Here is a 1,324-nt window from a genome sequence, read left to right on the forward strand (position 1 = left end):
CATGGCGACACGGACGCCCGGACCTCCAGGAACCGGTTCGACGCGGCGACTCAGGGCACCCCGTTAGCCGAAAAGACCAAGGTACCGCTGGAGATCGAGACCCGGGACGGGCAGACGAGCATCGGCGGCACGGTCGAGGTCAGTGCCGGGGCCACGCGCATCGTCGCCGACGTGCAGTACTTCAGTCTCCGCCGCGCCTGGCCCGTCGCCAACGACAGGTTCCCGCTTCGCCTCACGAGGAGTTAATGATGACATCCCCCTTACGCGTGTTCTGCCTCGTGGCCCTGGTACTCGCCATAGCCCTGAACGCCCGGGCCGAGGTCGCCTTCCCCGAGCCCGGGGGGTTCATGCACGCCCTCTACCGCCAGGACTTCCCGGCCAACCTCGAGGCCGCCCGCAACGGTGATGCCAGAGCACAGGTCCTCGTCGGGGTGGCATACACGATCGGACTCGATCGCCAGGACGTACCCATCGATTTCCCCAAGGCGGCCAAGTGGATCAAGAAGGCCGCCGCCCAGGATCTCGCCGAAGGTCTCTATGCCCTGGGGGGCATGTACGCCGCCGGCTACACCGTGGAGAAGAGCCCGGAGAAATGGCTCGAGCTCACCGCCGAGGCCGGCGAGCAGGGCTTTCCCAAGGCGCAACGTGAACTACGTTACGCATATCGGGACGGTGATGAAAGGAACGACATTGAACCGAATGACGAGAAATACCTGTACTGGCTCAGGAAGTATGCCCAGAGCGGTGCGACCGATGGCATGTGGGAACTAGCTGGCCGGTACTTGCGAGGTGACATAGTCGATAAAAACGAAAAAAAAGCGTTTCAATTATTAAAAAAAGCAGCGGAAATGGATGACCTAACAGCACAGGGCCGTCTTGGTGACTACTACGCGAAAGGCATTGGCACCGAAAAGGACCTGGTGAAGGCGTACATGATGTACGACCTCGGCGGTACCGGCGACATCGAGAAGAAAGAGGCGCTGGCCGAGAAGATGACCGACGAGCAGGTCCAGGAGGCCATCGCCCGCTCCCGCCGCTGGCAGGAGGAGCACAACAGCGTACGCCCCAGCTACTACGGACTGAAACGCCAGCCCGACGGCAGTTACCGGTGAATCGAGATGCGGTAATCAATGGTGAGCCGGTACCGCCAGCCGGGGTAGTGCATCTGCTGTATGCACGGTGAGCAACGCGGCGTTTCAGCGCCCTGCCATCACGCCTCGATCGGCGCCTCTTCCGGTGCTGCCTCCGCGTCCCGGTGGGGCTTCGGCCGTCGGAACAGTAGCAGCAGTGGCAGTGAGGCGAGGGTGATCACCGCCATCAGCCG

2 protein-coding genes are annotated in these 1,324 nt (G+C 62.6%); both read left to right on the top strand.

Annotated elements, in window-relative coordinates; translation table 11 throughout:
• Positions 1-246 (top strand): hypothetical protein (locus G7A99_RS19905; protein WP_163143519.1); only part of this gene is annotated, 246 nt, incomplete at its 5' end.
• Positions 246-1,112 carry a tetratricopeptide repeat protein gene (locus tag G7A99_RS19910; protein WP_240466349.1) on the top strand — a complete coding sequence of 289 codons (867 nt, stop codon included), beginning with the start codon at positions 246-248 and terminating at the stop codon, positions 1,110-1,112. The genes G7A99_RS19905 and G7A99_RS19910, both read left to right, overlap by 1 nt.
• Positions 1,113-1,324 lie beyond the last annotated feature (212 nt).

This window comes from Arhodomonas sp. KWT (assembly GCF_010993615.1).